A 25687-nucleotide genomic window follows, 5' to 3' on the forward strand; every position below is an offset into this window, starting at 1 on the left:
TGTCGATGAAGCGCTGGTGGTCGCCGTAGACCGTGCGCATCTGGCCGGGCCAGGAATCGAGCAGCACCAGATTGCCCTCGGTGGCGCCTTCGAGCACCTTGCCCTCGCCATCGACGATGGCGGGGCGCACGCCGAAGAAGGGCAGGGTGGCCGAGCCGGGCTTCTGCGCGATCGCCCCGGGCAGCGGGGTGATCAGGATGCCGCCGGTCTCGGTCTGCCACCAGGTGTCGACAATCGGGCAGCGGCTGTCGCCGACCACGCGGTAGTACCACTCCCAGGCTTCGGGGTTGATCGGTTCACCCACCGAACCGAGCAGGCGCAGGCTGGCACGTGAGGTGCGCTTGACCGGCTCCTCGCCCTCGCGCATCAGCGCGCGGATGGCGGTGGGCGCGGTGTAGAACAGGGTGACCTTGTGCTTGTCGCAGACGTCCCAGAAGCGGCTGACGCTGGGGTAGTTGGGTACGCCCTCGAACATCAGGCTGGTGGCGCCATTGGCCAGCGGCCCGTAGACGACGTAGCTGTGACCGGTGACCCAGCCGACGTCGGCGGTGCACCAGAACACGTCGTCCTCGCGCACGTCGAAGATCGCTTCATGCGTCAGGCTGGCGTAGAGCAGATAGCCGCCGGTGGTGTGCAGCACGCCCTTGGGTTTGCCGGTGCTGCCCGAGGTGTAGAGGATGAACAGCGGGTCTTCGGCGTTCATGCGCTCGGGTTCGCAGGTGTCGGGCTGGCCTTCGACCAGCACGTCGTACCAGCGGTCGCGCGGGCTCTGCATGTCGATCGCGCCGCCGGTGCGGCGGACCACGATGACGGTTTCGACGCAGCTGGTCTCCGGGTGCTTCAGCGCCGCATCGACATTGGCCTTGAGCGGCACATGCTTGCCGCCGCGCATGCTCTCGTCGGAGGTGATGACGATCTTGCTGCCGCAGTCGGCGATGCGCCCGGACAGCGCGTCCGGCGAGAAGCCGCCGAACACGATGGAATGCACCGCGCCGATCCGCGCGCAGGCCAGCATGGCGACGGCCGCTTCGGGAATCATCGGCAGGTACAGGGTGACGCGATCGCCGCGCTTCACGCCGAGGTTGCGCAGCGCGTTCGCCAGCTTGCAGACGCGCGCATGCAGGTCGCGGTAGCTGACGTGGGCGGATTCCTCGGGGCTGTCGCCTTCCCACAGGATGGCGGTCTTGTCGCCGCGGGTGGCCAGATGGCGGTCGAGGCAGTTGACGCTGAGGTTGAGCTCGCCGTCCTCGAACCAGCGGATGTGCAGGTCCTCGGCCCTGTAGCTCACGTCCTTGATCTTTGTTGGCGCCTTGAACCATTCAAGGCGCTCGGCCATCCGCCCCCAGAAGCCCTCGTTGTCATCGACAGACTCACGGTAGAGCCGTTCGTAGTCGTCGCGGCGATAGCGCGCGTTCGCGCTGAATGCGTCGGAGGCGGCGTAGATCGGGCCGCTGGCAGCTTCGTTGGACATGGGCTTCCTCCCTTGGCAGAGCCGGTGCGGAGCTGCCATCGACGAATGCCGGGCGCCCGCGACTTCGAATGCATGGGTATCGAGTCTAGACCTGCGCGCGGGCAACAACACGCTTGCGTCGACCATGGTCGAAGGCATCTCGCGGGACCTTCGCGGAAGCGCTCGATCTATAGACCAATGTGGAATGGAATGCTGCAGTGCGGCGCGAACATGCTCGATCCGCATCCTTGGGAGGGAGTGCCTCATGTTCAGACTGAAAACAAGCAAACGGGCGGCCCTGGCCGTCGCCGTCATCGCTGCCCTGGGCAGCACCACCGCCTTCGCACAGACCGATCGCGAAGCCCAGCTCGAAGCACGCATCGCCGAGCTCGAGCGCATGGTCGGCGAGCTGGTGAAGCAGCAGGCCGCTGCACCGGCACCCGCAGCGGCACCAGCGGTGCCGGCGGGTCAGCAGCCGATCCAGGCCACGACCATCAGCACCGCCGCCAACCCGGGCACCAAGTTTAGCTATGGCGGTTTCATCAAGGTCAACAACTCGCTGTCCGACTACAGCGATGGCAATCCGCCAGCCTCGGGTCTGATCCGCGACTTCAATGTTCCCGGCGTGATCCCGGTCGGCGGGGTGGGAGAGTCGGCGACCTTCGACAGCCACGCCAAGTACAGCCGTTTCTGGCTGCGCACCGATACGGTGCTCGACAGCGGCGACAAACTCGGCTCCTACTTCGAGCTCGACTTCGGCGTGCCCACCGGCGGCGACGAGCGCGTCACCAACCGCTACAACCCCAGCCTGCGTCGCGGCTTCCTGACCTACAACAACTGGCTGTTGGGCCACGAGTGGTCGAACTTCATGGAGCTCGGCGCGCTGCCGGAGTCCACTGACTTCGTCGGTCCCACCGAGGGCATGGTGTTCATGCGCCAGGCGCAGATCCGCTACACCTCGGGTCCGTGGTCGGTGTCGATGGAGAATCCGGCCAGCACCATCATGCCGTTCGGTGGCGGAGCCCGCATCGTGCCGGACGAAAGCAGCCTTCCCGATTTCACCGCGAAGTACACCATGCGGGGCGACTGGGGCTTCCTCTCGGTTGCCGGCTTGCTGCGGCAGGTGAGCTACGACTCTCCCGCGGTGTCCGACAGCGTCACCGGGTTCGGCGTCAGCCTCACCAGCAAGCTGATGTTCGGACAGGACGATCTGCGCCTCATGGCGAGTGCCGGCACCGGTATCGGCCGCTACGTCGGCATCAACCTGTTCGAAGACGCGGTGATCGACGGCAGCGGTGATCTCGACGCACTCGATGTGATCGCCGCCTATGCCTCGTACCGGCACGTCTGGGGCGGCACCTGGCGCTCCAACTTCACCGTCGGCTATGCCTCGGTGGACAACGATCGCGCTCTCACGGGTCTCAGCGCCAATGCCGAAGCGAGCAGCGCGCGTGTGAACCTGTTCTGGTCGCCGGCACCGAAGTTCGATCTCGGCGTCGAGCTGTCCACCGTCAAGCGTGAACTCGAGAACGGCACCAGCGGCACCATGAACCGTCTGGACTTCCAGGCCAAGTACTCGTTCTAAACCCCAGGGCGTCCGCTGCGCACAACGCGCGGCGGACGACAACGGAATCCAGGGAGACACCCCATGTCAGGCAACAAGTCACCCGCCGAGTACTGGAAGGCCAATGTGCGGATCATCAGCATCTGCATGGCCATCTGGGCGCTCGTCTCGTTCGGCTTCGGCATCGTGCTGCGCCCGCTGATCTCGGGCATCAAGTTCGGCGGCACCGATCTCGGCTTCTGGTTCGCGCAGCAGGGCTCGATCCTGAGCTTCATCGCGCTGATCTTCTTCTACACCTGGTACATGAACCGGCTCGATCGCGAGTTCGGCGTCGACGAGCAGTAAGGAGTACGACCCATGGACCAGTTCACCATCAACCTGCTTTTTGTCGGCGGCTCGTTCGCGCTCTACATCGCGATCGCGATCTGGGCGCGTGCCGGCTCCACCTCCGAGTTCTACGCGGCCGGCCGGGGCGTGCATCCGGTCATGAACGGCATGGCCACCGCGGCCGACTGGATGTCCGCAGCCAGCTTCATCTCGATGGCGGGCCTCATCGCCTTCGTCGGCTACGGCAACTCCACCTACCTCATGGGATGGACCGGCGGCTACGTGCTGCTGGCCCTGCTGCTGGCGCCGTACCTCAGAAAGTTCGGCCGCTTCACGGTGCCGGACTTCATCGGTGACCGCTTCTACAGTCGCAGCGCGCGACTCGTCGCGGTGGCCAGCCTGCTGATCATGTCGATCACCTACGTCATCGGCCAGATGACCGGCGCCGGCGTGGCCTTCTCGCGCTTCCTCGAAGTCGACACCACGACCGGCCTGCTGATCGCATCGGCGGTCGTCTTCGTGTACGCGGTGCTCGGCGGCATGAAGGGCATCACCTACACCCAGGTGGCCCAGTACATCGTGCTGATCATCGCCTACACCATCCCGGCGGTCTTCATCTCGCTGCAGCTGACCGGCAACCCGATCCCGCAGCTGGGTCTGTTCTCCGAGCACACCTCGTCCGGCATGCCGCTGCTGGCCAAGCTCGATACCGTGCTGAAGGAGCTGGGCTTCAACGACTACACCGGCAACCACGGGTCCACCCTCAACATGGTGCTGTTCACCCTGTCGCTGATGGTGGGTACCGCCGGCCTGCCGCACGTGATCATCCGCTTCTTCACCGTGCCCAAGGTCTCCGACGCCCGCAAGTCGGCCGGCTGGGCCCTGGTCTTCATCGCCCTGCTGTACACGGTGGCGCCGGCGGTGGGTTCGATGGCGCGTCTGAACATCATCGACACCATCTACCCGGAAGGCACCACCGCACAGTCGGTCTCCTACGATGAGCGTCCGGACTGGATGCGCAACTGGGAGAAGACCGGCCTGCTCAAGTTCGAGGACAAGAACCAGGACGGCCGCATCCAGTACTACAACGAGGCCAGCGCCACCTTCAAGGCCGAGGCCGAAGCCCGCGGCTGGAAGGGCAACGAGATGGTGACCTTCAACCAGGACATCCTCGTGCTCGCCAACCCCGAGATCGCGCAGCTGCCCGGCTGGGTGCTGGGCCTGATCGCGGCAGGTGGCCTGGCGGCGGCGCTGTCGACGGCAGCAGGCCTGCTGCTGGCGATCTCGTCGGCAATCAGCCATGACCTCATCAAGTCGACCTTCAAACCGGACATCACCGAGAAGGGCGAGCTGCTGTGGGCGCGCGTGTCGATGGGCGTGGCCATCGTGGTGGCGACCTGGCTCGGCATGAATCCGCCCGGCTTCGCGGCCCAGGTGGTGGCGCTCGCCTTCGGTCTGGCGGCGTCCTCGCTGTTCCCGGCGATCATGATGGGCATCTTCTCGAAGAAGATGAACTCGGCCGGTGCGATCACGGGCATGCTGGTCGGCCTCGGCTCGACCGTGCTCTACATCTTCACCTACCTCGGCTGGTTCTTCATTCCGGGCACCAACATGCTGGAGAACGTGCCCGCCAACTGGCTGTTCGGTATCTCCCCGCTGTCCTTCGGTGCGGTCGGTGCGCTGCTGAACTTCATCGCCGCCTACGCGGTGCTGGCGATGACCAAGCCCGCTCCGATGCATATCCAGGAGCTGGTGGAGAGCATCCGCGTGCCGCGCGGCGCCGGCGCTGCCACCCACCACTGAGGTTCTGCCCTGCAGCCGGCGCAAGACCGGCATGATGTGGCGGCCCGTCCCCTCGCGGGGGCGGGCCGCTGCGTTTCCGGCTTGGACAATTGGTGCTGGGGGTCGACCGCCCGGGCTTGCGGCTGCTGCGGCCGCGCACTATTGATGAGCGGGTTTCGACACCCGCCTCCACAGGAAGTCTCGAATGCTGTTTGAACTGATCGCCACCTTCGCCGCCGGCTTCTGCCTCGCAGGTCTGGTCATGGCCCTGCGCTGGCTGCTGCGCGGGCGCGGGCTGCCGGCCTGGACGGTGCCGCTGGCGGCGGGGCTGGGCATGCTGTCGTATGCGGTGTGGTCGGAATACACCTGGCTCGATCGCGCCAGTGGCACCCTGCCGCCCAGCGTCGAAGTGGTGTCGACCAATGAGGTGCAGGTCTGGTACCGGCCTTGGACCTATGTGGTGCCGCAGGTCGATCGCCTGATCGCGCTGGATCGCGCTGAGCTCAAGCGCAATCCCGCGCAGCCGGGCAAGGTGCTGGGCGGCGTGATCCTGATGGGCCGCTGGGAGCCGACGCGGCGCTTCGGCGCGATGTTCGACTGCCGGGAGCGCCGCCGCGCCGACCTGCTGGACGGAGTCCGTTTCGACGAAGCGGGTGATCTGGTCGATGCACGCTGGATCGACCTGCCCGGGGACGATCCGCTGCTGGCTGCGGCCTGCCGGGAAGACCCGGCAGCCTAGGTCCGGAAGGCGACAGCGGCTGCTGCGGGCCCTCGCGACCCGGTTTCCAGCCGTAGGCGGAGCAGGGAAGCTAGGAAGAAACAGAACGCTCGCGACTCCCTTGATCGTCGCCCCCACGCAGGTGGGGGCCCAGTACCGCTTGCCTCAGCCGCACGAGTCCTGGATCCCCGCGTCCGCCCCGGCCCCCGCCTTCGCGAGGGCAGGCTCTGCGCGGGGATGGCGCCCCCATGTTTCTTCGAGAACACCCGCCCCGACGCGGGGCTGAGAGGCTCTCAAGAAACAGAACGCCTGCGACCCCATTGATCGTCGCCCCCACGCAGGTGGGGGCCCAGTGTCGCTTGCCGCAGTCGCACGAGTCCTGGATCCCCGCGTCCGCCCTGGCCCCCGCCCCCGCCTTCGCGAGGGCAGGCTCTGCGCGGGGATGACGCCCCCATGTTTCTTCGAGAACACACGCCCCGACGCGGGGCTGAGAGGCTCTCAAGAAACAGAACGCTTGCGACCCCATTGATCGTCGCCCCCACGCAGGTGGGGGCCCAGCATCGCTTGCCGCAGTCGCACGAATCCTGGATCCCCGCATGCGCGGGGATGACGACTCCGTGTTTCTTCGAGAACACCCGGCCCGCCGCGCGCGGGGCTGAGAAGCTCTCAAGAAACAGAACGCCTGCGACCCCATTGATCGTCGCCCCCACGCAGGTGGGGGCCCAGTGTCGCTTGCCGCAGTCGCACGAATCCTGGATCCCCGCATGCGCGGGGATGACGACTCCGTGTTTCTTCGAGAACACCCGGCCCGCCGCGCGCGGGGCTGAGAGGCTCTCAAGAAACAGAACGCCTGCGACCCCATTGATCGTCGCCCCCACGCAGGTGGGGGCCCAGTGTCGCTTGCCGCAGTCGCACGAGTCCTGGATCCCCGCATGCGCGGGGATGACGACTCCGTGTTTCTTCAAGAACACCTGGCCCGCCGCGCGCAGGGCTGAGAAGCTCTCAAGAAACAGAACGCCTGCGACCCCATTGATCGTCGCCCCCACGCAGGTGGGGGCCCAGTGTCGCTTGCCGCAGTCGCACGAATCCTGGATCCCCGCATGCGCGGGGATGACGACTCCGTGTTTCTTCGAGAACACCCGGCCCGCCGCGCGCGGCTGGGAGGTTCACAGGAAGCAGCACGCTCGGCGCATCATCGATCGCCGTCGTCCGCGCGAAGGCCGGCGGCGGCGCCAAGTATCTCGAAGCCCCGCCCCAGCCTCAGGCCGAAGCGGAGTCTTCGCTCGGTGCGCTTTGCTGGGCGCGCTTGCGCGCTTCGGCCTGGGCGCGCAGTCGCGCCACCTCGACCGGGTCGATCATCGGGCCGGCGCTCTGCGAGCTGCCTTCGATGCGCGACTGGATGAGCAGCAGGGTGCCCCAGACCATGGTGACCAGGGCGATCGCCAGCAGCAGCAGGGCGAGCCCGGCGGACTGGCTCTTCAGCACGACGGCGAAGCAGAGCAGGGACAGCCCGTACAGGGCCCAGGGTTTCCATGCCATCGGAAGCTCCAAACGCGCAGGCGCGCGGCGGCAGAGGTGGACTGGCCGACGCCGGAGCGCGACCGCGGGGCGCCAGTGTAGTGCGACTGCCGCCGCCTCGCCGGGCCGTTCATCGGCGCTGCGATGCGCCGGCCGACGCCGCGATGTCGTTTTCCGCCCCCGGATTTCGTACTTGCTCCGCAGGAGGGCCCGCCCAGGCATGTCGCCTGTCGCGCCGCCCGGCCGAGCCACGGAGCTGCTCCCATGAACTCTTCCACGATCCGCGCGACCCTCGCCGCACTCGCGCTCGGCCTCGCCCAGCTCGGCATTGCCGGCCCAGGCTACTGGACGGGCAGCGGCCCCGACGGCGGCTGGATCTATGACATCAAGGTCCACCCGACCACGCCGGCCATCGTCTATGCGTCCTCGCGCGGCGGCATCTACCGCAGCGTCGACGCCGCGGTGACCTGGCAGCGCATCGAGAACGGCTTCGGCGGCGGCACCCAGGTCGACGTCAAGCTGACCCTGGATCGCGAGGCGCCGTCGACCCTGTGGGCGCTGAACTATGGGGGTCGCCTGTTCCGCAGCGGCGACGGCGGCGACAACTGGGCGCCGACCGGCTGGACCGCACCCAGCGGCACCTGGGTGGTGCAGATGGCCGATGTCGCCGGCAGCAGCGGCGGGCTGTACGTGATGCTGGGCAACGGCAGCCTGCTGCGCAGCAGCGACAACGGCGCCAGCTTCAGCCCGACCGCGCTGGCCCTGCCCGCGCTGCCGCTGTCCGACGTGCGCCTGTGGACCGATGCCGCGCATGCGGGCGAACTGGTGGTTGGCGTGTCCTACCAGAACTTCAGCGCCGATCCCGCCGCCCGCGTCGCGCTGTACCGCAGCGGTGACGGCGGCGCCAGCTTCGCGCCGCTGCTGACCCTGCCCCTCGATCCGTCCTTCGGCACCGTCGACTTCAGCCGCGGCCCCGGCCTGCGGCGCTATGCAGCCGCCAACTACCAGCTGTGGCGCAGCGACGACGGCGGCGTCAACTGGACTTCTACCAGTCTGACTGCCGAACGCGTGCGCGCGCATCCGACCGTGGCCGACACGGTCTGGATCGGCCAGAGCCGGCAGGAAGGCACGTCCAACCTGCGGCGCAGCATCGATGCCGGCGTGAGCGCGGTGGATGTCGCCACCGGCCTTGCGCCGAACCCGAGCTATGGCTCGACCGTCGCGGTCTCCGAGATCGTGCTCCACCCGCAGTACCCGACGGTGCCGCGGGTCTATGTGGCCGCGATCGACGGCGGCCTGTACGTGTCTGACAACGACGGGGCGAGCTTCGCTACCGCCCAGCAGGGCCTGAGCTCGGTCAACGTGCGGGCGCTGGCCGTGCTGCCCAATCCGGCGTTCAGCGCGACCGCGAACCGGCGGATCTTCGCCGGCTATGGTGATGCCTTCCTGCCGGCCCTGCCCCTGCACTGGAGCGTCAACGGCGGTGTCGCGTGGAGCGGCCGCAGCAACGGCCTGCGTGCGCACCAGATCCGCAGCCTGGCGATCGATCCCACCACCGTTGGCAGCAGCGCGGCCAGCCTGGCCTCGACGGTGATCTATGCGGGCGGTCGCTCCTCGATGGCGCCGTCGCTGCGCAACGCCGGCCTGTACAAGAGCAGCGACGGCGGCGCGAGCTGGAGCGTCATCGATGCCGGCTTGCCGACCTCGGGCGTGCCGGCCTCGAGCTTCCTCGGCACGGTCAGGCAGATCACCCTCGATCCGCGCTCCTGCGCCGCGCCGCCGGTGTCGGGCCCCTGCATCAGCGGACCGCTGCAGACCCTGTACGCGACCAGCAACGGCTTCCAGGTGACGGTGGTCGACGTCGACGGCGTGCGTCGCCAGCAGCTCAGCCACCGCATCATCAAATCGAGCACGGCCGGTGCCGCCTGGGCCAATGCCGAGTCCGGCCTGCCGCTGCAGTACGGCCCGGTGCAGGGCACGCCGCCGGACCAGTTCCAGAACCTGCGCAGCTGGGCGGTGCCGGTGCCGCTGGTGCTGAATCCGCAGAACCCGCAGGTCGGCTACGCCGGCACCTTCCTCAGCACCACCGACGACATCACCGCGACGCCGCCGACGATCGCCAGCGGCGTCTTCAAGACCACCGACGGCGGCGCCACCTGGACCCATGCCAGCCTGGGCCTGCCGACCTATCCAGGCAGCGCAGCGACCGCCTTCGACGTGCTGGCCCTGGCCATCCATCCGACCAGCCCCGACACCCTTTGGGCCACCGCGGTGAACCTGCGCGACAGCAGCGGCCCGCGCCAGGGCTATGTCTACAAGAGCACCAACGGCGGGCTCAGCTGGAGCAACAGTTCGACCGGCCTGAGCACCGATGTCGATATCCGCGCTCTGCTGGTGGATGCCGGCAATCCGGACGTGCTGTACGCCGCTGGCGCCGGCACCCTGGCCAACCCGGGTTCGGTGTTCAAGAGCGAGGACGGCGGGGCCAGCTGGCGCTCGCTCAGCGTCGGGCTGCCGGCCGACGCGGCGCTGGCCCTGCACATCGACCCCTTCAACCCGACGCTGCTCTATGCCGGCACCAATGCCGCGGTCTGGCAGATCGAGCAGGTGCCGGATGCCGATGGCGACGGGGCTCCCGACCAGACCGAGGGCAATGCGCCCAATGCCGGCGACGGCAACGGCGATGGCCAGGCCGATGCGCTGCAGGCCAATGTCGGCTCCTCGATCGTCCTGCTGGCCGGGCGGCAGGGTGAGGCCGCACAGCTGGTCGCGGGCTCCTTCACCGCCACCGTGGTCAGCGGCAGCGGCAGCGGCTGTCAGCGCCTGAACGATGTGCAGGGCGTGGTCGCCGCCCGCAACGGTCGCGACTGGCTGCCCGGCGGCGAAGGCCTGGGTCGCTTCTACGCCTACCCGCAGGACCTGGTGCGCTTCGAGCTGCGCGACTGCAGCCAGGCCGTGGTCGACATCCGCTTCCATGCCCCGGGCCTCGACTTCGGCGGCCCCGACTGGAGCCTGCGCATGTACGGCCCTTCGGTGCCGGGAGATGACGCGAGCATGGGTTGGCACGATCTCTCGATGCGCGCGCAGCGCGTCGATGCCCGCACCTGGCGCCTCAACCTGCAGGCCAACGCCTTCGGCAGCTACCGGCCCAGCGACAGCGCCATCCTGTTCGTCGGCGGCCCGGCCTTCTTCGCCACCGGCGTGTTCGGCAACGGCTTCGAGGCAGTGCCCTTGGGGCAACACTGATCAAGTCCATCCTGGCCTTGATCAGTCGTCGCGAGTCCGGCACAGGTCCGGACTCGCCTTCGCTGGATCAAGCACTTCCGTGCTCGCTCCGCGGGCGCGCCCTCCATGGCGCGCGACAACGCTGAATTCTTCAGCGTTGTCTGAGGCGCAGGCGACGGTGGATGAAGCCGATGTCGCGAATGGCGCGGTGGCGCCGTAGCACGGCGGTGCGCTCTCTCAAGGAACAGCGATGAAGAACGGAAAACTCCTGGGCGGCTGTCTGGTCGTGGCCCTGCTGGTGCTCGTGGTCGGCGCGGGTGCGGTGTACTGGATCGTGCTGCGGCCGCTGTGGCAGGGCGCCAGCGCGCTGGTCGACAGCGCGCAGCAGTGGCAACAGGTCGCCCAGCTGGAGCAGCAGGTCAGCAAGCGAGAGGCCTTCCTTGAGCCCCCTGACGCGCGTCTGCAGTCGGCGCAAGTCGCCGCCTTCATCGCCGTGCAGCAGGCCATGGCCACCCAGCTGGGCGACCGCTGGCAGCAGCTCGAAGCCAAGTACGCCGAGCTCAAGGCCAGCCAGCAGCGCGACGGTCGCGAGCCGGGCGTGCAGGATATGTTTGTCGCCTATGCCGACCTCTCCGGCCTGATCGTCGAGGCCAAGCGCGCCCAGGTCGAAGCGCTCAATGCCCAGGGCCTGTCGCTGGACGAATACCGCTGGATCCGCGGCCAGGCCTTCGCCGCGCTGGGGCTCGCCGCGCAGGACACGGCCGCGCCCGCCATGGCGGGCACCGCGCTGGGGCACAACGCCGAGCTGCTGCGCCCGCATCGCGAGCTGCTGGTCAAGACCGCCGCCAGCGCCTGGCTGGGGTTCTGAGCGTTTCCGAGCCCCGCTTGGCCGGTCAGCGGTACCTGCGGAAACCCGGATTCGTCATCCGCGCGGAGACGGAGATCCAGTGGTCTTGCAACTGGCACGGGCCGGAACCCGGCCACGTCTCCGCCCCTGCGAGGACCGGCTCTGCGCGGGGGCGACGATTCACGGGGGCACACGTTCCACTACCAGAGACCCTCTCGGCCCCGCGTTGCGGATCAGGTGGTCTCAAAGAAACATCGGTTCGTCATCCCCGCGAAGGCGGGGATCCAGAGCTCTTGCGACTGAGGCCACTACTCTGGGCCCCGTCTCCGCCTTCGCAAGGACAGGCTCTGCGCCGGGGCGACGGTCCACTGGCTCGTGAGCGTTCTGTTTCCTGGGAGCATCCTGGCCCCGCTGCATCGGTCAGGTGCTCCGGGGAACACCTCGCACCTGCCTTCTGCACACTTGAGCGCGCTCGGCCGCTGCGATTCCGGTGGCAGGTCTGATCCCCGCCGGTGGCGGCATCGGGAATCGGTGGCCACGCGATGGGAGGTCCGTCGAACCGGGCGGCAGGCCTTTCGACTCTTCCGCCATGCAGGCGGGCTGACCCATACTCCGGCGTATTGCCGCTGGAGCCTGCCCCCGAATGCACAGCCATACCTATGCCGGCGCCTTCGGCCTGCGCCTTGCCGCCAGCGTTGGCGGACCGATGGAAGGCCAGCCGATCGTGCTGCTGCACGGCGGCGGCCAGACCCGCCACGCCTGGCGGCATGCCGCAGCCGATCTCGCCCGCGCCGGGCGTCGCGTTATCAGCCTCGATCTGCGCGGCCATGGGGACAGCGAATGGTCGCCCGAGGCCGACTACAGCTTCGACGCCTTCGCCGCCGACCTGCGCGCGGTGCTGGCGACGCTTGAAGAGCCCCCGGCTCTGGTCGGCGCCTCGCTCGGTGGCTTGACCGCGCTGCTGGTCGCGGGCGAAGACCCGCCGCTCGAGCTGCGCGCGCTGGTGCTGGTCGACGTGGTGCCACGGCTGGAGCGCGAGGGCGTGATGCAGATCGTGCGCTTCATGCTGGCGCATGCCGATGGCTTTGCCAGCCTCGACGAGGCGGCCGATGCGGTCGCCGCCTACCTGCCGCACCGCCCGCGCCCGGAGAGCACCGCCGGCCTGCGCAAGAACCTGCGCGAGGGTGAGGACGGCCGCCTGCGCTGGCACTGGGATCCGAAGCTGCTGCTGGGTGAGCGCGTGCCCGACCCCGAGCCGGCGATCGCCCGCTTCGAGGCGGCCTGCCGACAGGTGCGCGTGCCGACCCTGCTGGTGCGCGGTGCGCGCAGCGAAATGGTCACCGAGGCCGGCGTGCAGGACTTCCTGCGCCTGATTCCCGCCGCCGAGTTCGTCGACGTGCGCGAGGCCGGCCACATGGTCGCCGGCGACGATAACGACGCCTTCAACGTGGCGGTGGAAGGGTTCTTGGCGAGGCTGCCGTGACCTCAGCCCTTGGCATGGCGCACCCCGCGACTGTCATAGGGTGGGCCCTGGCCCACCACCGGCTTCATTCTTGCCTCGGTCTTACTTCATCGCTTCGTGTTTGGAAGCAAAGTGCAAGAGCTTTCGGTCCGCCCTTCGGTCGGCCCGAGTTACTTTTCTTTGCGTGGCCAAAGAAAAGTAACCAAAAGAAAGGCCACCCCTCGTCCGCGCCCTTCGCGCATCCGTGCGCGAAGGGGTCGCGTGAGTCGGTCGGGGTTTTCGGACAGGCCGTCCCTGGCCTGTCGAAAACCTTGGCCGCATCCCTGCGGCCAACCCTGCGGGCGGATCGACCGCCTCCCGCCGCTCCCCAGGGGCCCCTTGAAGAGCGCGGGCTCCTGCCCGCAGAAGCCACAGCGCGCGAGCGTTCTGGCTGCTTCCACATCCAGAGTGCGTTGGCCCAAGCCCAGGCTCGCTGCAGTTCAGTCACGAACCGACGTGCCGCGACCGCGTTCTGTCTCCCCTCTCCCCTACCCCTCTCCCGCAAGGGGGGAGGGGCTCGCCGCGGTGGCTTGCGACGGTGCACCCGAGCCCAAGCCCAAGCGACAGCCTCCCGCGCGCATCTGTAAGCGAATCCCGCCACTCCCTCCCCAAGCCACCGGAGCCCCCATGCCCCTTCCCGCCCTGCTCGAAAACCGCCTGCGCCTGCCTCTGGTGGGCTCGCCGATGTTCATCGTCTCCGGACCCGAGCTGGTCGCTGCGCAGTGCAAGGCCGGCATCGTCGGCAGCTTTCCTTCGCTCAATGCCCGGCCGCTGTCGCAGCTGGACGAGTGGCTGGCCCAGCTCAGCGAGGACATCGGCGCGGCGCATGCGGCGTCGACGCCTGCCGATCCGGTGGCGCCGTTCGCGGTCAACCTGATCGTGCACGCCAGCAACAATCGCCTCGCCGAGGATTTGAAGCTGGTCGAGAAGTACCGGGTGCCGGTGGTGATCACCAGCCTGTCGCCACCGTCCGAGGTGGTCGCAGCGGTGCATGGCTACGGCGGCGTGGTCTTCCACGACGTGATCAGCCGTCGCCACGCCGAGAAGGCCGCTGCCCAGGGCGTGGACGGGCTGATCGCGGTCTGCGCCGGGGCCGGCGGCCATGCCGGCCCGCTGAGCCCCTTCGCCCTGGTGCGCGAGATCCGCCAGTTCTATCCGGGCACGATCCTGCTGTCGGGGGCGATGGCCTCGGGCGCGGACGTGCTGGCGGCGCAGGCGATCGGTGCCGATCTCGCCTACCTCGGCACGCGCTTCATCGCCACGCCGGAGGCGCGCGCAGTCGACGACTACAAGCAGATGCTGGTCGACTGCCGCGCCGAGGACATCGTCTACAGCTCGCTGTTCACCGGGGTCAAGGGCAACTACCTGAAGCCCAGCATCACCCGCGCCGGCTTCGACGCCGACAATCTGCCCGAGGCCGACAAGTCGAAGATGGATTTCGGCTCCGGCGGCAACACCGACGCCAAGGCCTGGAAGGACATCTGGGGCGCCGGCCAGGGCGTGGGCGGCATCGACGCGGTGCAGCCGGTGCGCGAGCTGGTGCTGCAGATGCAGGCCGAGTACCGCGAGGCGGTGGCGCGTCTGGAGCGCATCCGCTTCCGCTGAGGCGCCGGGACAGCCTAGCCCGACGCACTGCAGCATCTGGCCGCGGGCGCCCCCCTCCGGTATCGTGCCGGCGCATGAACTATGCCTCGGACTCGCCGGTGCGCGCGCGGCAGCGCGATCCCTGGCGCGCGCTGCGCTATGCGCTGCGCGTGCCGGTGCTGCTGCTGCATCTGCTGCTGTGCCTGCCGCTGACCGTGCTGCTGATCAATCCGATCACCCGGCGCATCGGCCGCGGCCGCGATCGCCTGGACTTCCGCGTGATCCGGCTGTGGTCCACCGGTCTGCTGCGGATCTTCGGTTTCCGCGTGCGCCAGGTCGGGCAGCCGCTGCCGGGCGGCGTACTGTTCGTCGCCAACCATGTCGCCTGGCTGGACATCACGCTGATGCACAGCCGCCATGTGGTCGGCTTCGTCGCCAAGGCCGAGATCAGCCGCTGGCCGTTGATCGGCTGGCTGGCCGGCCGCGCCGGCACCATCTACCACCACCGCGGCAACAACGAGTCCCTGCACGGCGTGATGCACCAGATGGTGAGCCGCCTGCAGTCCGGGCTTCCGGTCGGCGTGTTTCCCGAGGGCCGCACCACCGACGGCCTCAAGGTCCACACCTTCCACGCGCGGATCTTCCAGCCGGCGCTGGCGGCCAACGTGACCGTACAGCCGGTGGCGCTGCGCTACGGCGAGCGCGGCAGCGCCCAGGCCCTGGTGGCATTCCAGCCGGGCGAGAACTTCCTGCAGAACTTCCTGCGCGTGCTGGGCGACCCGCCGCGCGTCGCCGAAGTGCATTTCCTGGCCCCGATCGAGCCCAGTGAGGAGGGCCGGCGGCGCATGGCCGAGACCGCGCGCGCGCGGATCGCCGAGGCGATGGACAGCTGATGCAGGCCGAGTTCCAGCCGCCGCGCCTGCTGCGCAACCCGCACCTGCAGTCGGTGCTGGCCAGCAGCCGGCTGCGCCGCTACGCCCTGCGCAGCCGCTCGCGGCTGGAACACGACGCCGACGTACGCGAGCTGCACTGCCCGGGCGGCGCCCGCCTGCAGGGCTATATGACCCGCCAGCAGGCCCTGCCCGAGAGCCGCGGCCTGGTCGTGCTGCTGCACGGCTGGGAAGGCAGCGCGCGTTCGAACTACATCCTCGACACCGGCGGTGAGCTGCTGTCGCGCGGCTTCGACGTGTTCCGCCTCAACTTCCGCGACCACGGCGACACCCACCACCTGAACCCGGAGCTGTTCAGCTCGAACCGCATCGAGGAAGTGGTCGAGGCGGTGGCCCTGGTCCAGCAGCAGTACGCGCCGCGACGGCTGGCGGTGGCCGGTTTCTCGCTGGGCGGCAACTTCGCCCTGCGGGTGGCGCTGCGCGCGCCAGCGGCGGGCATCCGCCTCGACCACGCCGCGGCGGTCTGCCCGGTGGTCAGTCCTGCTGCCGGGCTGGCCGCGATCGAGCGCGGGCCGTGGTTCTACCACCACTACTTCATGCTGAAGTGGACGGCGTCGCTGAAGCGCAAGCAGCAGCTGTTCCCCGACCGCTACCGCTTCACTCCGGCCGAGCTGCGCAGCGGCATCCGCGAGCTCACCCGCATCCTGGTCGAGCGCCACACAGCGCTGGGCAGCCTTGAGGCCTACCTCGACAGCTATTCGATCGCCGGGGATCGCCTGGCGGCGCTGCAGGTCCCGGCCAGCATCCTGACCGCGGCCGACGACCCGGTGATTCCCGTAGAGGATTTCCACCGGCTGCAGCTGCCGGCGCAGGCGCGCCTGCAGATCGCTGGCCACGGTGGCCACTGCGGCTTCTTCGACGGTTTCGGCGCCCGCAGCCACGCCAGCCGCTGGGTGGCGGATCGTGTGCAGCAGGCCCTGGGCGACGAGGCCTGAAAGCGCCCCTCGGAGGCGGACTTCGGCGCCGTCCGGCGCACTGGTAGACTCGGCGGCTTTCGTCTTCCAGGCCCACCCCCATGCTGCAGCCGATCCAGGATGCCCTGATCCGCAATGACCACGACGCCGCCATCCGCCTCGCCCGCGAGGCTCTGGCCGGCATGCCGAGCAGCCCCGACCTGCTGCATCTGCTGGCGCTGGCCCTGCTGGGCAAGGGAAAACAGGAGGAGGGCGAGGACGCGCTGGCGCAGGCGATCGCGCTGGCGCCGCATCGCGGCGCCTTCCTGATCACGCGCGGCGAACTGGCTTTTGCGCGCGGCAAGTACGATTCCGCCCACGAAGACCTGAAGGCCGCGATCGAACAGGATCCGAACCTGCTGGCGGGCTATGTCGGCCTGGCCCGACTTGAGATGCTGCGCGGTGATCTCGACGCTGCGGAAGGTCGCGTCAAGTACGGCCGCCGCGTCGATCCTGAGCATCCCGCGTTGCTTCGCATCGAGGGCGAGATCGCGATGGCGCGAGGGGACTTGGATACCGCCCTTTCCGTGCTTGACCGCGCCGTCAGGCAGCAGCCCAACAACCCCGAGCTGCATTTCGACCTGGCCCTGGTTTTCCAGCGGCGCGGCCTGCCGGCGGTGGCGGCGCAGGCGCTGCGCAACGCCCTGAAGTTGGCACCCCATATGCGCGTCGCCCAGCGCCTGCTGGTCACCGTGCTGCTGGATGCCAACGAACCCCAGGCCGCGCAGGAGCAGCTGCTGCAGATCCTGCAGCGCGAGCCGGGCGACGCCGGCGGCTGGACCCTGCTCAGCCGCATCGCCATGGGCCTGGGCAATATCGCCGGCTGCGAGCAGGCGCTGCTGCAGAGCCTCGCGCTGGAGCCCGAGCAGCCCGCGCTGCTGAACGCACTGATGGAACTCTGGGAGCGCGCCAACGCCCGCGATCGTGCGCGCGTCGGCCTGGATGCGCTGCTCCAGCAGCATGCGCAGTCGGTGTCGCTGTGGAACGCGCGGTTCAGCCTCGACGTGGCGCTTCCCGAGGGCGAGGCCGTGCTGAAGCGGTGGCGCGATGCGCAGCCGGGCAGTCTCGATGTCGAGGAAGCGACGGCCCAGCGCGCCAACCTGTTGGGGTGGCGCGACGAGGCCGAGGCCATCGCGCGCGCACTGCTGGAAAAGGACCCGCAGCGCGTCGGCGCCGAACTGGTGCTGGTCCGCGCCGAGCGCGAGCGCGATCCCGAGGCCGCGCTGGCGCGGCTTGCCGCCCTGGCGCAGCGTCCGCTCAACACCGGACTGCTGCGCGGCATCGCAAGCCTGCGCGGAATGCTGCTCGATCAGCTCGATCGTCCGGACGAGGCGTTTGCGGTGTGGTTGGGTGTGCACGGCGTTGAACCCGGGCAGTCGCCTTTGGGCCTGCCGCTGCCGGGCTTTCTGCCCGCCGGGCCCGAGCTGTCCGCCGACGCACCGCGCGGCGCCGAGGCGCGGTTGTTCTGGCTGCCTCCGGGCACGCCGGGTGGTGCGGTGCTGAACTGCATCGGCCCTCTGATGCCCTGTCTCGTTGACCGGTTCAACAGCAGCGAGCGAGCCGATGGCCTCGGCCCTCTGCGACCGCAGGCGGGTCACCATGGCGAACAGGGGGCCGAGCACCTGTGGCGCCAGCAGCTCGTCGGCCGCGGCATGCAGCCCGAACGGGTGATCGATGTGCTGCCGCATGTCGATGCGGAGATCCTGTCGGCGCTGCCTGAAGCCCGGCTGCTGGTGTTGATCGGCGATCCGCGCGACATGCTGCTGGGTTGGACCGCATTCGGCAGTCTGCACAACTACGCGATCGAGTCGCCTCGGCGCCTGGCCTCGTGGCTGGCCGAAGCGCTCTCGGTACTGCAGGCGCGCCTTCAGAACGCCCCCGCACTGACGCACGTCCTGCGCGTCGAGGATCTTGCCGCCAATGCCCAGCCAGCCTTGCTCGCGGCGGCCGGCTTCCTCGGCCTTGAGGGGGAGCCCGGCGACTACATGACGGCACGCGGTGAACCCGGCACGGTGCTCGATCTGGCGCCGGGACGCTGGCGCCGCTATGCCGAGGGCGAACTGGCCGAGGCCTTCGCCCTGCTGGCGCCGGCGGCACAGGCGCTCGGCTACGCGCCCTGATCGATGACGATCGCGCGGCGGGGTTCGCAGAACAGCACCCGCCGCGGCGCCCCGGGCGTGGCCAGCACGGCCGTGAAGCCCGGTGCCGGCTGCAGCCGCAGGAAGCGCCAGTCCGCCGCGCAGCCGGCCTCGGCGGGCGCCAGCAGCACGCACGGATCGATGGGGCTCGGGTCGACCTCGAACACCCAGGCATGCAGGCGATCGCGCAGGCCGCTGCCGGTGGCCTTGCAGGCGGCCTCCTTGGCCGTCCAGGCGTGCAGGAAGGCGAGCTCGCGCTGTGCCTCGGGCAGCGCCGCGAGCGCAGCGCTCTCGACGTCGGCGAAGTAGCGGCGGGCCAGGCGCAGCGCCGGCATCGCCCGATCGCTGCGCTCCACGTCGAGCCCCACCCGCAGGCCGCGCGCCACCGCCAGCAGGCAGCCGCCGACGGTGTCGCTCAGGTTGAACTGCAGGTCGGGCACACGCGCATTACGCAGGAAGGGCCGGCCGCGCGGCTCGCGGTCGAAGCGCAGGGCCGCCGGCGGCAGGCCGGCATAGGGCGCGAGCTGGGCGCGAAGATGCGCGTCCAGCCAGGCCCGACGGCCGCCGGGGCGGGGCTCCGGTGCGGGGCACCACAGCAGGTGCACATCGCCGGGCGCGAGTTCGGGGCAGTCGCTCATGGTCGGCAAGCATGCCACGGCCGTCCGCACCCCAACTTGCCGCGGCTGTCAAGCGTGGGCATAATGCGCGGCTCGCTGTGTCCCGCCGATCCGTCGGCCGGTGTTTCCGGGCTTGCGCAGTCGCCCCGAAAGCTCCGTTGGCCAGCGTCGTTGTCTCCCGACTGCGCGCGCCCGGCACATCCGTGTCGACGCGCGGGGCCGCTGCCGCCCTGGCCAAGGGCGGCCCCACAGCTACGATCGAGGTGCGCCATGGCACGTGTCTGCCAAGTGTCCGGAAAGGCCGTTCAGAGCGGCAACAATGTTTCCCACGCCAACAACCGAACCCGCCGCCGCTGGCTGCCGAACCTGCACGAGCGCCGGTTCTGGGTCCCCAGCGAGAAGCGCTGGGTCAAGCTGCGCGTTTCCACCCACGCCCTGCGCACCATCGACAAGAACGGCATCGAAGCCGTGATCGCCGAGCTGCGCGCCCGCGGCGAAAAGATCTAAGGAGCACACGTCATGGCATCCAAGCGCGACAAGATCCGCCTGATCTCTTCGGCCGGCACCGGTCACTTCTACACGACCGACAAGAACAAGAAGAACATGCCGACCAAGATGGAGATCAAGAAGTACGATCCCGTGGTCCGCAAGCACGTGATGTACAAGGAAGGAAAGATCAAGTAAGCCCGTCGAGCCCCGGCTCGACCGCTGCTGATCGACGACAAGGCCCGCCCAGTGCGGGCCTTGTTCGTTTCGGGCCGATGCCTGTCAAGTCGGATCGGGCTATGGCGACGCCAGTCGCCTGCCGCTCCAAGCCCCTCAGCGATACCGCAGCCGGATGCCTTCGATGATCCGACCGTCGGCGGCCGTGGCGAAGAAATAGTCGTCGCCAAAGTTGGCGAGAGGACCGATGAAGTAGCTGGAGGTGCCAACCGTCTCGCCACGGGTGCGGACAACGCAAAACACGCCAGGACCAATGCCCTCCAGGGCTTCATCCGGAACAAACGGAACGGGGGTGCCGGCAGCGAACCCTGCGCGGTCGTTACAGAACACCGAATAGTCGGTGATGATCTCGATGCTGCCCAACGGGTACCAGCGGAAGGATGCGATGACTGGCCTTCCAGCCGCTTCGCTCTGGCGGAATCCCGAGCTCCATCGAATTCCACCGGCACGGAATACATCCCAAGCATTTTGATTCTGAGGGCTAACAGGATCTCTGACTGAAATCTGCCATGGTGAGCTGTCAAAGAAGTGTGGCGGCGTCTCCGGGCTCTGAAACAGCCCTGCATCGGAGTGCTCAGGCGCCAGCTGCGCCATCTGGGTGCCGTACACCAGCGGCTGCACCCGGAACTCAGGCCCGCCGTCCAGCGAGTAGCTGATCAGATTGCGCTGCAGAACGGTCAGGCGCATGCGGTGCCGCACCTGCGGCGGCTGGTTGGGCCGGTGCGCGCAGTCGATGCAGCTGCCGCCGCTGAATTCCAGCAGGTCGGTTTCGACGGTCCAGTATTCACCCGGCTGTTCGGAGGGCTGCAGCGTACCGTTGAAGATGTACCAGGTGCGCGCACCCGTCTCGTCGAAGCCGTAGTAGGCGCCGGACAGAATCCCCCGCTGCATCTCGATGGTGAAGCCGGTGCCGGAGCGCTGCGGGTCGTACCAGAAGCCGGAGCGTGGATAGGGCCGCTCGACGGAAACCGGGCAGCCCTCGCAGGGCGGGACGCGGGGGCCTGAGTCGGCCACGGCCGGGGCGACCAGAGTTGTCAGAGCGGTAAGGATGATGGCGCGGAATAGCAGGTTCATGATGTTCTCCTGAAGTGGTTCACCGCCTTGGCGAGCAAAGAGCGGGGCAGCGGGCGGGCAAGGCGGTCGCCGACCGCCTTGCCCGCACCGATCACGGGCAGCCGCTGTAGCCGGCGCCGACAGCCTGTGGGCTGTAGCCGCTGCAGCCGCCCGCGTTGCAGGCCTGGGCACGCAGATAGCTGATGCCGCTGGTGCCGAGATTGATCAGGGTGGCCGTGCTCGGCCCTGAGTAGGCCACGGTCGGATTGCTGAAGTTCGACGACGTCGAGCGCGACAGCTGGTAGTAGGTGCTGCCGCTGACCGCCGGCCAGCCCACCAGAGTCTGACCGTTGCACGCCGCCGGGTTGGCCGTGAGCTGGCCCGGTGGCGAAGGCGGCGGCGGGTCATTGACCCAAGCGGATGCGGCGGGCATCAAGTCGTCGTCGAGCGCTCGGCTCATGTTGTGTCCGCCGTCGCCCAAGGGCCGGCCAAGGTAGCTCTGGTTGGGGTTGGACCAGCGCGGCAGGCGCACCGTGGTTTGGAGTGCGGGGTTTGGCTGCGAGGTGTTGAAGGTGCACTCGACATAGCCGCCCATCATCGTCTGCCAGCCGCACAACTTGAGCGCTCCTTGATGCTCATAGAAGCCGCGCGCGTCGCCAGGATTGGGGTAGCCCGAGATATCTTCGTGATGGCCGCCAAGGACGTGACCGATCTCATGCAGGGCAGTGAGATCGCCGAGCGCGTAGGTGTCGGTGCTTATAGCGATTGAAGGCGCGCCGTCCCCCTGATCCGTTGCGACGCCGCCCACGCGCCCGACCATCGGATGGCAGTCGATGTAGCTGGGCTCCGTCGATACGAGGATCAAGACCAAGTCTGCCGCATACGCTGCGCGGCGAACCTGCAGTTCGTTCAATGGAGAAGCGTTCTCTTCGATCAAGTCAGTTATGCGACCGCGGCATCGGTTGCCGAGCTCGCTGAGGTTGTGGTTCGACGTCTGCGCACTCGCCAGCAGTTCAAGACCCGCCAAGCTGAGATATCTGGTGCTGCCAACGCCGCTGCTCGCCATGCTCTGGTTGAACTGCGCCACGATGTCATTGGCCAGCAGGCTGGCGTTGTTGCGGGCAGCCACCGCCTGCGTGTACAGCACCAGCATCCGCACGTTTCCGCTGCCCGAACTCTTGGCAGAGGGGGCGGCTGTGGTTGCCCGCTTTGGCGGGCGCGGGGCGAAGTCGCGAAGCCCTGCCGGAGTGGGCCCGAACTTGCGGGTCATCGTGGGGCCTTCCTCCGGCAGCTGGGGCAGCCTGGCGCTGTCGACGACGGAAAGGCGGTAGTCGCTGCCCTCTTCGCCCTGCAGGATGTGGGTCACGCCTTCGGTGAGGATGCGCCCGAGCAGTGCCTCGCCCTGCAGGCTGAGTGTGACCAGCGAGGACGCGTCGCCATCCAGCGTGCCGGACCAGGTGATGACGCCGTCATCCGATTCTCGGACGGTGTCCAGACTGAGCCCGCGGCCGGGTTTGCTGAAGGGCAGATCCACCTGGAAGCGCAGGCCCGAGATGGGTCGCCGCAGGGGCTCGCCCTGGCGTATCGCGGCAGATCTGGCGGTACCGATCAGCGCGTTGGTGTCCAGGTGCAGGCGGAACTCCCCCAGCAGCTGCTCGCCGTAGTGCTGCGCGAGTCGCGCCTGGCGGGCGGGTGTTTCTTCACCGAGCTGAAACAGCTGGGGCGCCACGGCTTCGCCTTTGGGCTCAGGGGCGTCTTCCGCTAATGCGGGGGGGGGGGCTTAGGGCGACAAACAAGACGATTGCAGCCAAGGGCTTGGGCATGCGGGATCTCCAAACAAAAGTGAAGGTGCGCAATCGAAGACAACGCCGCCGGAGAACGCCGATGACGCCGGGCTGAAAAGTAGCATGGCAGTGCAGTCATGTGAGATTGACATCGTCGGTGTCGGCAGATCCAAGACGCCACGACTCGCGCTCACGAGCGCGAAGCGCATGTGCATGGCGGGCCGTCTTCGCCCAATCCCGCAACCGGCGGGGGCTGTCGCACGGTTTTGGTTTCAACCAAGCGTCGGCCTTCTCGGCGGTCTCTGCCCGCTTGTCGAAACTCCCCCACCTTGGCTGCCTCGATCTTCATGAGTCCCGCGCGTGCAGCCCCAGCCGCTACACTTGCGCGCGTCCTCTATCCCATGTTCGAGCAGGCGCGCTGTGCCGGCGCCCTGAACCAGACGCCCGGAGATCCGCGTGAGCGAAGTGCAGTCCAGCCCCGACCTCGAATCCGCCGGCGCTGCGCCCGTGCGCAGGCGCGGGCGCGGCGTGTGGGTGTTGGTCCTGCTGGTGCTGGCGGCGGTGGCTGCGGCGGGCGGCTATCTCTACTTCGAGCTGCAGCGTGCGCGCGAGCTGGCCGCCGAGGGCGAGGGTTGGCGCAGCGAGGCGGAAGCGCTGAACGCCCGATTGGTCGCGCTCGACCGTCAGCTCGCCGCACTTGACGGTGGCCGGCGTGGTCTGGATGAGCGCATCGCTGAAGTCGCCAGCAACCAGCGCGTGATCCGCCAGGAACTGCTCGGCATGGGCGAGCGCGCGGCGACCATCGAGGACGCGGTGGCGCGCCTGTCGGACCAGCGCCTGCGCGGCGAGACCGCGCTGAAGCTGAACGAAATCGAGGGTCTGCTGGTGCTGGCCGAGCAGCGTCTGCAGCTGGCGCGCGACCCCGAAGGCGCGCGCACCGCCCTGCGCCTGGCGGCGTCGGCCCTGGACACGCTCGAAGATCCCCTCTACGCCGGCCTGGCCCTGCCGCTGCGGGCGGAGCTGCAGCTGCTGCAGCAGCTGCCGGCGGACCCGCTGCCCGAGCTGCGCACCCGCCTCGGTGCGGCGCTGGCGGCAGCGCCCGCGCTGCCGCGCCGGCCGCTGGCGCAGGATGACGATAGGACTGCATCCGCGGTCGGCGGACGTTTGCAGCAGGCCCTGTCCGAACTGATCACCGTGCGTCGCCGCGGCGACGCCGAGCAGACCCTGTCGGGCAGCGCGCGCGAAGCCGCACTCGAAGCCCTGCAGCTCGATTTGCGCTCGGCGCTGCTTGCCGCCGAAGCCCGCGATGCGCAAGGCGTGGCTGCGGCGCTGGCGCGCGTGCAGCCGCTGTTCGAGCGCCTGTTCGATCCGGCCGATGCGCGGGTCGCGGCGATCGCCGAGGGCCTGGCCGGCATCGATGCCGCAGCGCTGGCACCCGAGCTGCCCACGCTGGGCGCCAGCCTCGCCGAGCTGCGCGCGCTGCGCGGCAGTCGCCAGCGCCTGCAGCCCTCGCGCCTCGAATCCGAAGCGCCCGCCGCCGACGCCGCGACAGACGCACCGCTGCCGCAGCCGGAAGCGGCTCCAGCGTCCGGCCCCTCTCCGCGGCTTGAAGCCGAGCCCGAAGTCGAGCCCGAAGTCGAGCTGCCCGAGCTGGAACGCGCCCGTGATCAAGGGTCGCGCGCATGAGGGGCTATCGCCTGCTGCTGTGGAGCCTGGCGCTCGCGGCGCTGGGCGCGCTGTTCTACGGCGTGCTCGCCGACGATCCCGGCTACCTGCTGCTCGAGTGGCGCAGCTACAGCATCGAATCGACCGCGGTCGCCGCGCTTGCCCTGGTGCTCGCCGGCTGGCTGCTGCTGCGCGTGCTGATGGCGGTGCTGCTGTGGCCGCTGCGCGCCTGGCGTCGCCACGGCGAGCGCTCGGCGCGACGGCGGCTGGCCGACGGCCTGCGCGCGGCGCAGCGCGGCGAGCATGCGACCGCGCTGAAACTGCTCAATCGCGCCGCCCGCCGCGCGCGCTTCCGCGTGCCCGCACTGGTGACTGCGATCGCCAGCGCCCGTGCCCTGGGCGACGAGGCCGCCGAGCAGCGCGCCCTGGCCAGCCTCGAAGCCGAGGATGGCGAGGCTGCTCGCCAGGCGCGCGCTGAAGCGCTTCTGCAGCAGGGCAACAGCGGCGCCGCCCTGGCCCTGCTGCAGGCCGCCGCCGAACCGCCCGCGCCGGCCCTGCGCCTGCTGCGCATGCGCGCCGCGCTGGCCGAAGCCGAGGCCCTTGCCGCCTTGGCCGACCTGCGCGCGCTCAAGGCCGCGGGGGTCAGCCTGCCGGACGCGCTCGAACTCGAGGTGCACTGCGCGCTGCTGCGCCATGCACCGGATCTGCAGGCCCTGCAGCTGCGCCTGGCCGAGCTGCCGCGTGCGCAGCGCAGCCAGGTTCCGATCGCGGCCGCTTTCAGCGCGCGCGCGCGCAGCTTCGACGCCGCAGCGATCGCCGACGACGCCGTCGAGCAGGCCCTGCGCAAGCAGTGGGATGAGGCCCTGGTCGCCGACTACGGGCGTGCCGCTCAGGGCAACCAGCGCGAGCGCATCCGCACGGCCGAAGACTGGCTGCAGGCGCATCCCGACAGCGCCGCCCTGCAGCTGGCGCTGGGCCGGCTGTGCCGCATCGACGGCCTGTGGGGCAAGGCCGAGGCGCATCTGCTGCGCGCCAGCCAGGGCCGCTTCGCGGCCGAGGCCTGGGAAGAGCTGGCCCTGGCCCTGGTCGCACAGGGCGAGGAGGCGCGCGCGCGCCAGGCCCTGCAGAACGCGCTGGCTGCGCGGCGCGGCCAGGCCGTCTCGGCACTGGCGCCACGGCCGCGCAGCCTGGCCTCCACCGGCAGCGAAGCGATCGAGCGCCGCAGCACCATGGGCGTGCCCCTGCTGGCCGACGGCAGCGCGCCGGAAGCGGACTAGTCGGCTGTTGT

At 69.2% G+C, this 25687-nt stretch carries 20 protein-coding genes; 15 read left to right on the forward strand and 5 right to left on the reverse strand.

Annotated features, from left to right (window positions below):
- The coding region (gene acs, locus Q0654_RS18945) for an acetate--CoA ligase (RefSeq protein WP_298856562.1) at positions 1-1471 on the reverse strand (1471 nt) is incomplete at its 3' end.
- A gap of 244 nt (positions 1472-1715) precedes the next feature.
- Here acs and Q0654_RS18950 point away from each other — a divergent pair.
- From Q0654_RS18950 to Q0654_RS18965, 4 genes are all read left to right on the forward strand, one after another.
- Complete coding sequence (locus Q0654_RS18950) at positions 1716-3035, forward strand: DcaP family trimeric outer membrane transporter (protein ID WP_298856563.1); 1320 nt, start codon at positions 1716-1718, stop codon at positions 3033-3035.
- A gap of 63 nt (positions 3036-3098) precedes the next feature.
- Positions 3099-3359 (forward strand): DUF4212 domain-containing protein, encoded by a 261-nt coding sequence (locus tag Q0654_RS18955; protein ID WP_298856564.1) that lies wholly within the window; start codon positions 3099-3101, stop codon positions 3357-3359.
- 12 nt (positions 3360-3371) lie between these two features.
- A complete protein-coding gene (locus tag Q0654_RS18960; RefSeq protein ID WP_298856565.1) occupies positions 3372-5144 on the forward strand; it encodes a sodium:solute symporter family protein in 1773 nt (590 codons plus the stop codon).
- Between the two features lie 184 nt (positions 5145-5328).
- Positions 5329-5862: a hypothetical protein gene (locus Q0654_RS18965; protein WP_298856566.1), complete on the forward strand. Its 534-nt coding sequence runs from the start codon at positions 5329-5331 to the stop codon at positions 5860-5862.
- A gap of 1239 nt (positions 5863-7101) precedes the next feature.
- Here Q0654_RS18965 and Q0654_RS18970 read toward each other — a convergent pair.
- A complete protein-coding gene (locus Q0654_RS18970) occupies positions 7102-7380 on the reverse strand; it encodes a hypothetical protein (protein WP_298856567.1) in 279 nt (92 codons plus the stop codon).
- 243 nt (positions 7381-7623) lie between these two features.
- On the opposite strand from Q0654_RS18970, the gene Q0654_RS18975 reads away from it, so the two are divergent.
- The 7 genes from Q0654_RS18975 (at position 7624) to Q0654_RS19005 (ending at position 18539) form a co-directional block, all read left to right on the forward strand.
- A complete protein-coding gene (locus Q0654_RS18975) occupies positions 7624-10605 on the forward strand; it encodes a sialidase family protein (protein ID WP_298856568.1) in 2982 nt (993 codons plus the stop codon).
- A 229-nt stretch (positions 10606-10834) separates the two neighbouring features.
- Positions 10835-11452: a hypothetical protein gene (locus tag Q0654_RS18980; RefSeq protein WP_298856569.1), complete on the forward strand. Its 618-nt coding sequence runs from the start codon at positions 10835-10837 to the stop codon at positions 11450-11452.
- A 622-nt stretch (positions 11453-12074) separates the two neighbouring features.
- The gene (locus tag Q0654_RS18985; protein ID WP_298856570.1) at positions 12075-12914 is read left to right on the forward strand and encodes an alpha/beta hydrolase; all 840 of its coding nucleotides are present in this window, start codon (positions 12075-12077) and stop codon (positions 12912-12914) included.
- Between the two features lie 645 nt (positions 12915-13559).
- Positions 13560-14537: a nitronate monooxygenase family protein gene (locus Q0654_RS18990; protein WP_298856571.1), complete on the forward strand. Its 978-nt coding sequence runs from the start codon at positions 13560-13562 to the stop codon at positions 14535-14537.
- Between the two features lie 74 nt (positions 14538-14611).
- Positions 14612-15409 (forward strand): lysophospholipid acyltransferase family protein, encoded by a 798-nt coding sequence (locus tag Q0654_RS18995; protein WP_298856572.1) that lies wholly within the window; start codon positions 14612-14614, stop codon positions 15407-15409.
- A complete protein-coding gene (locus Q0654_RS19000; protein WP_298856613.1) occupies positions 15406-16401 on the forward strand; it encodes an alpha/beta fold hydrolase in 996 nt (331 codons plus the stop codon). Before Q0654_RS18995 ends, Q0654_RS19000 begins: the two co-directional genes overlap by 4 nt.
- A gap of 80 nt (positions 16402-16481) precedes the next feature.
- Positions 16482-18539, forward strand: coding sequence for a tetratricopeptide repeat protein (locus Q0654_RS19005; protein WP_298856573.1), 2058 nt, complete (start codon positions 16482-16484; stop codon positions 18537-18539).
- On the opposite strand, the gene Q0654_RS19010 is transcribed toward Q0654_RS19005, so the two are convergent.
- Complete coding sequence (locus Q0654_RS19010; RefSeq protein ID WP_298856574.1) at positions 18527-19195, reverse strand: 4'-phosphopantetheinyl transferase superfamily protein; 669 nt, start codon at positions 19193-19195, stop codon at positions 18527-18529. The two genes, Q0654_RS19005 and Q0654_RS19010, sit on opposite strands and share 13 nt — an antisense overlap.
- A 249-nt stretch (positions 19196-19444) precedes the next feature.
- Here Q0654_RS19010 and rpmB point away from each other — a divergent pair, with 249 nt between their 5' ends.
- On the forward strand, positions 19445-19681 hold the full coding sequence (gene rpmB, locus Q0654_RS19015) for a 50S ribosomal protein L28 (protein WP_298856575.1): 237 nt from the start codon (positions 19445-19447) through the stop codon (positions 19679-19681).
- A gap of 12 nt (positions 19682-19693) precedes the next feature.
- Positions 19694-19858, forward strand: coding sequence for a 50S ribosomal protein L33 (rpmG, locus tag Q0654_RS19020; RefSeq protein WP_298856576.1), 165 nt, complete (start codon positions 19694-19696; stop codon positions 19856-19858).
- 135 nt (positions 19859-19993) lie between these two features.
- Here rpmG and Q0654_RS19025 read toward each other — a convergent pair whose 3' ends face one another.
- Positions 19994-20971 carry a hypothetical protein gene (locus Q0654_RS19025; RefSeq protein WP_298856577.1) on the reverse strand — a complete coding sequence of 326 codons (978 nt, stop codon included), beginning with the start codon at positions 20969-20971 and terminating at the stop codon, positions 19994-19996.
- A 91-nt stretch (positions 20972-21062) separates the two neighbouring features.
- Positions 21063-22679: a hypothetical protein gene (locus tag Q0654_RS19030; protein ID WP_298856578.1), complete on the reverse strand. Its 1617-nt coding sequence runs from the start codon at positions 22677-22679 to the stop codon at positions 21063-21065.
- A gap of 511 nt (positions 22680-23190) precedes the next feature.
- Here Q0654_RS19030 and Q0654_RS19035 point away from each other — a divergent pair.
- Together Q0654_RS19035 and Q0654_RS19040 are read left to right on the forward strand one after the other, a co-directional pair.
- Entirely contained in the window at positions 23191-24420 is a 1230-nt protein-coding gene (locus Q0654_RS19035) for a uroporphyrinogen-III C-methyltransferase (RefSeq protein ID WP_298856579.1), read from the forward strand.
- Positions 24417-25676, forward strand: a complete 1260-nt coding sequence (locus Q0654_RS19040; protein ID WP_298856580.1) for a heme biosynthesis HemY N-terminal domain-containing protein — start codon at positions 24417-24419, stop codon at positions 25674-25676. Before Q0654_RS19035 ends, Q0654_RS19040 begins: the two co-directional genes overlap by 4 nt.
- Positions 25677-25687 lie beyond the last annotated feature (11 nt).

It is taken from the genome of uncultured Aquimonas sp., from assembly GCF_937888285.1.
In the GTDB taxonomy this organism is placed as follows: domain Bacteria; phylum Pseudomonadota; class Gammaproteobacteria; order Xanthomonadales; family Xanthomonadaceae; genus Aquimonas.

Coding starts and splice junctions, on each gene's coding strand:
- Q0654_RS19010 (WP_298856574.1), bottom strand. CDS start 19,195: ATGAGCGACTGCCCCGAACTCGCGCCCGGCGATGTGCACCTGCTGTGG.
- Q0654_RS18975 (WP_298856568.1), top strand. CDS start 7,624: ATGAACTCTTCCACGATCCGCGCGACCCTCGCCGCACTCGCGCTCGGC.
- Q0654_RS18985 (WP_298856570.1), top strand. CDS start 12,075: ATGCACAGCCATACCTATGCCGGCGCCTTCGGCCTGCGCCTTGCCGCC.
- rpmG (WP_298856576.1), top strand. CDS start 19,694: ATGGCATCCAAGCGCGACAAGATCCGCCTGATCTCTTCGGCCGGCACC.
- rpmB (WP_298856575.1), top strand. CDS start 19,445: ATGGCACGTGTCTGCCAAGTGTCCGGAAAGGCCGTTCAGAGCGGCAAC.
- Q0654_RS19040 (WP_298856580.1), top strand. CDS start 24,417: ATGAGGGGCTATCGCCTGCTGCTGTGGAGCCTGGCGCTCGCGGCGCTG.
- Q0654_RS18965 (WP_298856566.1), top strand. CDS start 5,329: ATGCTGTTTGAACTGATCGCCACCTTCGCCGCCGGCTTCTGCCTCGCA.
- Q0654_RS18995 (WP_298856572.1), top strand. CDS start 14,612: ATGAACTATGCCTCGGACTCGCCGGTGCGCGCGCGGCAGCGCGATCCC.
- Q0654_RS19005 (WP_298856573.1), top strand. CDS start 16,482: ATGCTGCAGCCGATCCAGGATGCCCTGATCCGCAATGACCACGACGCC.
- Q0654_RS18960 (WP_298856565.1), top strand. CDS start 3,372: ATGGACCAGTTCACCATCAACCTGCTTTTTGTCGGCGGCTCGTTCGCG.
- Q0654_RS18955 (WP_298856564.1), top strand. CDS start 3,099: ATGTCAGGCAACAAGTCACCCGCCGAGTACTGGAAGGCCAATGTGCGG.
- Q0654_RS19025 (WP_298856577.1), bottom strand. CDS start 20,971: ATGAACCTGCTATTCCGCGCCATCATCCTTACCGCTCTGACAACTCTG.
- Q0654_RS18950 (WP_298856563.1), top strand. CDS start 1,716: ATGTTCAGACTGAAAACAAGCAAACGGGCGGCCCTGGCCGTCGCCGTC.
- Q0654_RS18980 (WP_298856569.1), top strand. CDS start 10,835: ATGAAGAACGGAAAACTCCTGGGCGGCTGTCTGGTCGTGGCCCTGCTG.
- Q0654_RS18970 (WP_298856567.1), bottom strand. CDS start 7,380: ATGGCATGGAAACCCTGGGCCCTGTACGGGCTGTCCCTGCTCTGCTTC.
- Q0654_RS18990 (WP_298856571.1), top strand. CDS start 13,560: ATGCCCCTTCCCGCCCTGCTCGAAAACCGCCTGCGCCTGCCTCTGGTG.